Here is a 7,467-nt window from a genome sequence, read left to right as displayed (position 1 = left end):
GGAAGCTGGAAGCTGGAAGCTGGAAGCTGGAAGCTGGAAGCTGGAAGCTGGAAGCTGGAAGCTGGAAGCTGGAAGCTAACGAAGCGTAAGCCGCCGAGGCGTCAAAGACGCATAGAGATCCCGCAGCCGGGATACCTTTGCGTCCTTTCCGCCTCGGCGGCTCACCGACCCGGATCAGCGCACCTCGAGTGCGCGCTCACGCTCCTCGAGCGACTCGAACAGCTCGAGCACCCACATGACACGGCCGCCGACCCCGCCAACCGCCGGCTTTGGCGTCGCCGCGACAACCGCATCGACCAGGAACCGGGTCTCCTCCAGCGGCGGAGCGGTGATTGCGCGCGACGTCAGCACCGCCTTGCCGAGGATCGGCGCCAGCAGCTGAATCTTGCGCTGCGGAGACACCACGGCACGCCGGGAGATGGAATCCAGCCCTTGGCGCTGGAGCTGACGACCAATCTCCGCGTAGAGATAGCGCGCCGCATTGATGCCTGCCCGACAGCCCATCGGAAGCCCGGCGATACCGGCGTCGGCGCGCTGATAGAGCATGTCCGCCGTCTCCAGCATGCGCTGGATCACAGAGGCCAGGGCATCGTTGAAGACAGGATTTTCCAGCCAGACATCGGGGTCGATCCCTGCCTCGCGCATCCAATCCCGCGGCAGATAGAGCCGGCCGTTGCGCGCGTCCTCGCCGACGTCGCGGCAGATGTTGGTGATCTGCATGGCGACGCCCAGATCGCAGGCACGCGCGGTGAGCGCCTCGGTGCGCGCGCCCATGAGCGCGGCCATCATGGCGCCAACCGTGCCAGCCACCCGCGCCGAGTAGGCATAGACACCGGAGATGTCTTCGTAGCGGCGCCCCTGGGCGTCCCACTCGAACCCCTCGAGCAGCGCCTCGAGCAGACGCTTTGGCATGGCGAGCTCGACCACCACATCGGCGAGCGCGCGATCCGCCGGATCATCCACCGGGCGGCCGGCGTAAATGCGCTCCAGGCGGTCATAGAGCATCTCGAGCGCATCGGCCTGGAGCACCGGGTCGTCACCGACGCAGTCGATCGCATCGTCGGCGATGCGGCAGAAGGCGTAGAGCGCCATCGCCGGATCACGGAAACGCTGCGGCAGCAGGAAGGATGCCGCATAGAAGGAGCGCGAGCCGCAGCGAAGCAAGTCACGGCAGGCGACGAAGTCCGCTGCCGACGCGTGTTTCTTCTTCATAGTGTTTTGGCTAGACAAAGCTTGAGGCATCGGGAACCACCGCATCGAGGACGCGCGCGGAGGAGATGACCCCGGGAACACCTGCTCCAGGATGGGTCCCCGCACCGACCAGATAAAGACCATCCACCTCTTCGCTCTTGTTGTGCGGACGGAACCACGCACTCTGCGTCAAGATGGGCTCTAGGCTGAAGCCAGCCCCCAGATAGGAATTCAAGCGATGCTTGAAATCCAGGGGCGTGGCGACGAGCGAGGTCGCGATCTGATCCTCCAGTCCTGGAAGAACCGTCTCGCTCAAGTAACGGGCGATCCTGGCGCGGTATGGCTCCGCCTGGGCTTCCCAATCGGTCTCGCTTCCGAGGTGCGGGACCGGAGACAAGGCGTAGAAGGCATCGCAGCCGTCCGGCGCCAAGCTCGGATCAGTTGCCGTGGGACGATACAGATAGAGACTGAAGTCCTCGGCGAGCGTCTTGTGCTTGAAGATGTCTTGGATCAGTCCGCGGTAGCGCGGCCCGAGCAAGATGGTGTGGTGCTTCACGTCCGGATACTGGCGCTTGGTGCCGAAGTACCAGACGAAGAGCCCGTTGGAATACTTGGAGCGCTCGATCTTCTTGTCGGTCCAGTGACGGCGCCCGTGCTGCGAGAGCATCTTTCCGTAGGTGGTCGCGGGGTCGACATCGGAGACGACGACCTGGGCCGGGATGTCCTCGCCCGAGGCCAGACGCACGCCCGCCGCCTTGCCGTTCTTGACCAGGATCTGGTCGACCTCCGCCTGATAGCGGATCTCCGTCCCCTGCCCCTCGATGAGCTTGACCAGCCCATTGACGATGGCGCCCGTGCCGCCCATCGCCGAGTGCACGCCCCACTTGCGCTCCAGGAAGGAGATGAGGACATAGATGGAGGTGACGGTGAAGGGATTGCCGCCGATCAGCAGGGGATGGAAGGACAGCACCTGGCGGATATAGGGATCCTTGATGTACTTGGACACCATGCCGTAGACGGTGCGGTAGCTCTGCAGCCGCGTCATGTCCGGGACGATCTTCGCCATGTCCATCACGGAGCTGAAGGGCACGTGAGCCAGGTCCTCGAAGCCGACCTTGAAGACCGCCTCGCTCATCTTCATGAAGCGGTCATAGCCGGCGACGTCGGCGGGCGAGTACTCCGCGATCTGCGCCTTCACCTTCTCGGCATCGCCGCTGTAATCGAAGACGCGGCCGTCGTCGAAGCGGATGCGATAGAAGGGATCCATCAGCCTGAGGTCGATGTCGTCCTCGAAGCGACGGCCGCCCAGCTTCCAAAGCTCCTCGAGCAGGAAGGGCGCGGTGATGATGGTCGGACCCGCGTCGAAGCGGAAGCCATCACGCTCATGGACATAGGCACGCCCGCCAGGGGCATCCAGCTTCTCGAGGATGGTCACCTGAAATCCGCGCGCGCTCAGACGCACGGCGGCGGCCAGCCCGCCAAAACCACTGCCGATGACCACGGCGTGAGGCTTCTTCGAGCCGAGATTAGGACCAGGAGACTGTGGAGCGGCAACTGTCAACTTCTTATTACCCAGCTAACTGTCAAGATTGATTGACAGTATAGCAGGACGCCACCAGCCTGGCGTCCTGATACCGATCAACAAAACTGGACAAGAATCAAACAGAAGGCACGGAGAGCAGGCCAAGCCGGCCCGCAATCCGGCGAACGACCTCCGCGACCTCGCGCGGCCGCTCCTCGTGCGCCAGATGGCCCAGCTCTGGCAGCATCGTCAGCTCGGCCGCGGGCAGCAGGTGTTGCCGCACACGCTGGGCCTCGCGCGGCGACACCGTCGTATCGCCCTCGCCAACGACCAGGAACAGCGGCGTCTCGAGCCGTGGGAGCCCCTCCTCGATCAGCGTCAGGTCCCAGTTCGCCATCATCGACAATGATGCTCGCACGTGCGAGGGCGAGCGGATCAGCCGCTGGTAGAGATCCACGCCAAAGGGCTCCAGCGTCGAGCCCGTGCTATCCACCAGGCGCTGGATCGACTTGCGATTCGCGGCCCGCAGCGCGAAGAGCCGGGACACCAGGGAATTCTTGGCGAACAGCTTGGCCGCCGGGGAAAAGACATGTCCAGGGAGACCGCGCCAGGGCATGAGGGCCCCATTCAGGCTAATCAGCCCGCGCGGCGCCAGCCGGCCCTCCAGACAGGCGCGGATGAGGATCGCCGCACCGGCCGAGTGCCCGAGCACCAGATCCGGCTCGACCCCAAGCGTCTCGACCAGCTCGGCCACATAACCCGCCATCCCCGGCAAGGACATGCTGTGGTACGGCGGCGGCGTCGTGAAGCCATGCCCCGGCAGATCCGGCGCGATCAGCCGGAAATGCTCGGCGAGGATAGGCGCGAAGGCGCGCCAAGAATGCGTCGCCGCACCCGTGCCATGCAGCATGAGCAGCACAGGCCCCTGCCCCATCTCCTGCAGATGCCAACGCATCCCGGCGGCGGAGACGAAACGGCTCGAATCGCGATTGGGCCAGTCACGGCCGTCGCGCTCCCAGCTCGGTATATCGTCTGCGGAGCTCATCGGCGGGCCAAGCGGCTGTCCATAGTCATCAATGCCAGATCGAGTGTCAGATCGGAAACGACAAGCTCGTGATATTCGACGAAATGGTGATGTAGACCAACGCTCGTAGGGTGGACGAGCGAGAGCGAAGTCCACCGAACGCCGCGCCGGAGTTGGTGGGCTGCGCTGCGCTCGTCCACCCTACGCGCCGCTCGGCCCGAGCCTACTGGGTCGTCGCCCGCACGGCCTGATTGAGCGAGGTCGCGTCCGCGTGCGGCAATGGCAGATAGGTGGCGCCCATCTCCTGCGCCAGCTCGCGGCCTTCTTGTCGCGGACGCGGCGAGGTGTCGATCAACAGGGACGTAATCTCCAAGGCGCGGACGGCGCGCGCCGCCGCGGTCGCCTCCTCGCCGGCACGCGCCCGGCCACCCGTCCCGTCGCGGGCGACGTTGGCGCGACCATCCGTCATCAGGATGAGCACAGGCGTGCCGCCGCGACGCTGAATGGAGTCGGCCATGAGCATTCCCAGGTCGATCCCAGACGCCAGCGGCGTACCACCACCACCCGGCAGCCCGGCCAGGCTGCGCTTGGCGCGCACCAGGGAGCGGGTCGGCGGCAGCAGCACCTCGGCCTCCTTGCCGCGGAAGGCGACGAGCGCGACCTTGTCACGCCGGACATAGCAGTCCGCCAGCAGCAGCTCGACCGCCCCCTTGGCCTCGGAAAGGCGATGGAGGGCGGACGATCCCGAGGCATCCACCATGAAGATGGTCGTGGTCTCGGACTTGTGCTTGAAGCGGGTGATGCGGAAATCGTCCTGACGCACCTCGATGCGGGTCGAGTGCTGACCGACACGGGCGCGCTCCTCGCGGCGCAGACGCTGCCAGGGCGCGGCCGCGCGCAGGGTCTCGACGACATTCATCCGCTGCCCGTGACGCGGCTCGCCGCGCAGCACGCCGGCCGGGCGGCCACGCGAGGGCGCATTCTGCATGGCGCCGGCCTTGCCGGTGGCACGCGACTTGGAGCGGCGCAACTTGCCCATCTGCAGCTGAGCGAGCAGACCGGCCGGGATGGCCGCCTGGGTCGCCTCGAGGATCTGATCCTCAAGCTCCTCCGGCTCCTGCTGCTCGTTCGACTGATTCTGATCTTGATCCTGGTCCTGCTCCGGCTCGGGCGGCGGGGGCTCGTCCGGCGGCGGCTCCATGGGGGGAAGCTGAGTGGCGCGCGGCGCGAGCACTAAACGACCCGCCACGGCCAGGTCCTCGTCCGTCACCTCGGCACGGTCTTCCAGGGCCGCATGGGCGCGCGCGACCCGCGCCGCGAAGATGGAGGCACGCAGCGACGGGATTCCCAAGGCGAGCGCGATGCCGCACAGGGCCTCGATCTGCTCTTCCTTGATGCTCACCCCGGACAGGCGGGCACGCGCGGCGAGGATGTCGTCGACGTCATAGTCGCAGGCGATGGCCTCGTGAACGCGGATGTTGCTCAGCTCGAGCTGAAAGGCGAGCCGATCCAAGAGCGCGTTCAGCAGCCCTTCGTCCTCGCCGACGCCCTCGTCCAGGGCCACCACGGCGAACTTGGAGGGCGTACGCATGGTCAAGCCATCTCGCTCCAGCACCACTTCGCCGGAGTCGAAGGCCATGGTCAGCCGGGCCGCGGTGCCTGGCGCGATGCGCTCGGCCATCGCCAGCTCGACCACGCCGCCATCGGCCTCCACCAGCAGACCGCGCTCGGCGACGGGGCGCCCGGCGCTCAGGGTCGCGGCCAGGTCCAGCCCGCCGAGCAGGCGCCCGTCCGAGACATGGAGCGGGACGCGGCGCATGGGCGTGCCCTCCGGCTGGAGGTCGCGCATGATGCTGAGCCACTGGTCGCGCACAGGCCCCGGCAGGGCGCGCACGCAGACGCCGCCCGTGCCCGCGGGGTCGACGGTCATCAGCGTGGCGGCGAGAACGGCGTCATCCCAAGGCGAGGGACCAGGGCCCGCCGGCTGCTGGACCGGTCCGGCGCCGTCGGCAACGGCGGGATTCGGGCCTGGCGCGCTCATTCCCCGAACTGCTCCTGCAGCGCACGCTCGACGCGGCTGGTCGAGCCGGACTCGTCGAGCGGGTCGCGGCGCAGACGGTGACGGAGCGCGGAGGTCGCGATGGTCTTGAGGTGCTCGACCGTCACCTCCGTATCGCCTTCCAGCGCGGCCAGGCCGCGCGCGGCGCGGATCAGCGTCAGCTCGCCACGCAAACCGTCGGTGCCAAGCCGAATGCAGAGCTTACCGGCCTCTTCCAGGGTCTTGTCCGGAACCGCGACCTCGGGCAGGACCTCGCGGCCCTTTTCGATCAGACGGCGCACCTTGCCGTCCTTGCGCTTCCACTTGGTGACGAAGGCATTGGGATCGCGCTCGAACTCGTCGCGCAGCCGCACCACCTTCATGCGCGTCGGCAGATCCTCGGGCGTCTTGACCTCGACCGAGAGGCCGAAGCGGTCCTGCAGCTGCGGGCGCAGCTCGCCCTCTTCCGGGTTACCGGACCCGACCAGGACGAAGCGGGCGGGATGGCGGACGCTCAGCCCCTCACGCTCGACCAGATTCTCGCCAGAGGCCGCCACGTCCAGGAGCGAGTCGACCAGGTGGTCCTCCAGCAGGTTGACCTCGTCGATATAGAGGAAGCCACGATGCGCGCGCGCCAGCAAGCCGGGCTCGAAGGCCTTCTCGCCCTTGGTCAGGGCGCGCTCCAGGTCCAAGGCGCCGATGACGCGGTCCTCAGTCGCGCCGAGCGGCAGATCCACGACAGGCACCGGAACCTTGCGGCTCCTGACCTTCCCCTCGTTCTTGCGCACCTCGCGGCAGTCGGCGCAGACGGCGTCGTCCCCCGCCTCGGGATCACAGTGATAGGTGCAATCCGCGGCCTGCATCTTCGGCAGCAGCGCGGCGAGACCGCGGATGGCGGTGGACTTACCTGTGCCACGGTCACCGAAGACGAGCACACCGCCGATGGACGGGTCGATGGCCGCAATCAACAGGGAGCGTTTCATCTCCTCTTGGGCGACGATGGCGGAAAAGGGAAAGGGGATGGGCATACGCGGCGGACCTAGTTGCTGTTATGTTCTGAAAGGCACACGAGGGCCAATGTCGAAAGCGTCCTGCTGGCAGCGCAGCGGCGCGCGGACGCCGAGAATACGGAATGGGCCGGCCATGCATGCAGACCGCGCCCGGGCGTTTTCAGCCAAGCCCGCGACCGTAGCGCCCATCAACAACCAAGGTCAAGTCCAACGGGTCAATTCCGGAGGCATTCGCGAGAAAATTCCCGCGGATGGGGCAGCCCTCGCCGCAGCGGCCCCCCGACCTCGCCAACAGGCTCCAAGCGCCCGCGCTTCCTGATCCGCAAGCTGGTCGCCTATCTAGAGCGCGAGGAAGGAACGAAGGGATTGGCGCTCGCCCGCGCCATCAGCGAGATGGAGCACCTGCGCAACCACAACGATGCGCGCAGTCAGTTTGCGTGCTTCGAATCACGACCGGTACGGCATTACGTGTGCGGAGCACTCGCGCCCTATGCAGAGCCCTACGAGCAGCGCTTCGATCGGCCGTTGACGCGTCGGGAGGGATATGACGTGCGCAGTGCGTAGATACTCTGTTTCGAAGCAAGTCCAATTTGCGTCCAATCCATAAGAAAGCTCGATGGGCGTCGACATTGCTGCGGAGCCGAATCTCGCGCATCAGAGCCACTGTCTGGCTGAGCATTCC

Annotated in this window: 5 protein-coding genes; all 5 read right to left on the bottom strand. The window is 66.5% G+C overall.

Features of this window, described 5'->3' with window-relative positions:
* Window positions 1-174 precede the first annotated feature (174 nt).
* Window positions 175-1,212 (bottom strand): phytoene/squalene synthase family protein, encoded by a 1,038-nt coding sequence (locus G3446_RS24925; protein ID WP_164456394.1) that lies wholly within the window; start codon window positions 1,210-1,212, stop codon window positions 175-177.
* Window positions 1,213-1,222: 10 nt separating this feature from the next.
* Entirely contained in the window at window positions 1,223-2,752 is a 1,530-nt protein-coding gene (locus G3446_RS24920; RefSeq protein ID WP_164456393.1) for a phytoene desaturase, read from the bottom strand.
* A gap of 97 nt (window positions 2,753-2,849) precedes the next feature.
* The gene (bchO, locus tag G3446_RS24915) at window positions 2,850-3,758 is read right to left on the bottom strand and encodes an alpha/beta fold hydrolase BchO (RefSeq protein WP_164456392.1); all 909 of its coding nucleotides are present in this window, start codon (window positions 3,756-3,758) and stop codon (window positions 2,850-2,852) included.
* A 202-nt stretch (window positions 3,759-3,960) separates the two neighbouring features.
* Window positions 3,961-5,778, bottom strand: a complete 1,818-nt coding sequence (locus G3446_RS24910; RefSeq protein WP_164456391.1) for a magnesium chelatase subunit D — start codon at window positions 5,776-5,778, stop codon at window positions 3,961-3,963.
* Window positions 5,775-6,803 carry a magnesium chelatase ATPase subunit I gene (gene bchI / locus G3446_RS24905; protein ID WP_164456390.1) on the bottom strand — a complete coding sequence of 343 codons (1,029 nt, stop codon included), beginning with the start codon at window positions 6,801-6,803 and terminating at the stop codon, window positions 5,775-5,777. The genes G3446_RS24910 and bchI overlap by 4 nt, the downstream gene beginning before the upstream one ends.
* Window positions 6,804-7,467 lie beyond the last annotated feature (664 nt).

Origin of the sequence: Thiorhodococcus minor (genome assembly GCF_010820565.1) — a bacterium.
In the GTDB taxonomy this organism is placed as follows: domain Bacteria; phylum Pseudomonadota; class Gammaproteobacteria; order Chromatiales; family Chromatiaceae; genus Thiorhodococcus; species Thiorhodococcus minor.
The sequence above is the reverse complement of the archived record's forward strand: the minus strand, read 5'-3'. Positions and strand labels throughout refer to the sequence as shown.

What these genes read in the sequence shown, in the direction of transcription:
- G3446_RS24925 (WP_164456394.1), bottom strand. Translation starts at nt 1,212, where the DNA reads ATGAAGAAGAAACACGCGTCGGCAGCGGACTTCGTCGCCTGCCGTGAC.
- bchO (WP_164456392.1), bottom strand. Translation starts at nt 3,758, where the DNA reads ATGAGCTCCGCAGACGATATACCGAGCTGGGAGCGCGACGGCCGTGAC.
- G3446_RS24910 (WP_164456391.1), bottom strand. Translation starts at nt 5,778, where the DNA reads ATGAGCGCGCCAGGCCCGAATCCCGCCGTTGCCGACGGCGCCGGACCG.
- bchI (WP_164456390.1), bottom strand. Translation starts at nt 6,803, where the DNA reads ATGCCCATCCCCTTTCCCTTTTCCGCCATCGTCGCCCAAGAGGAGATG.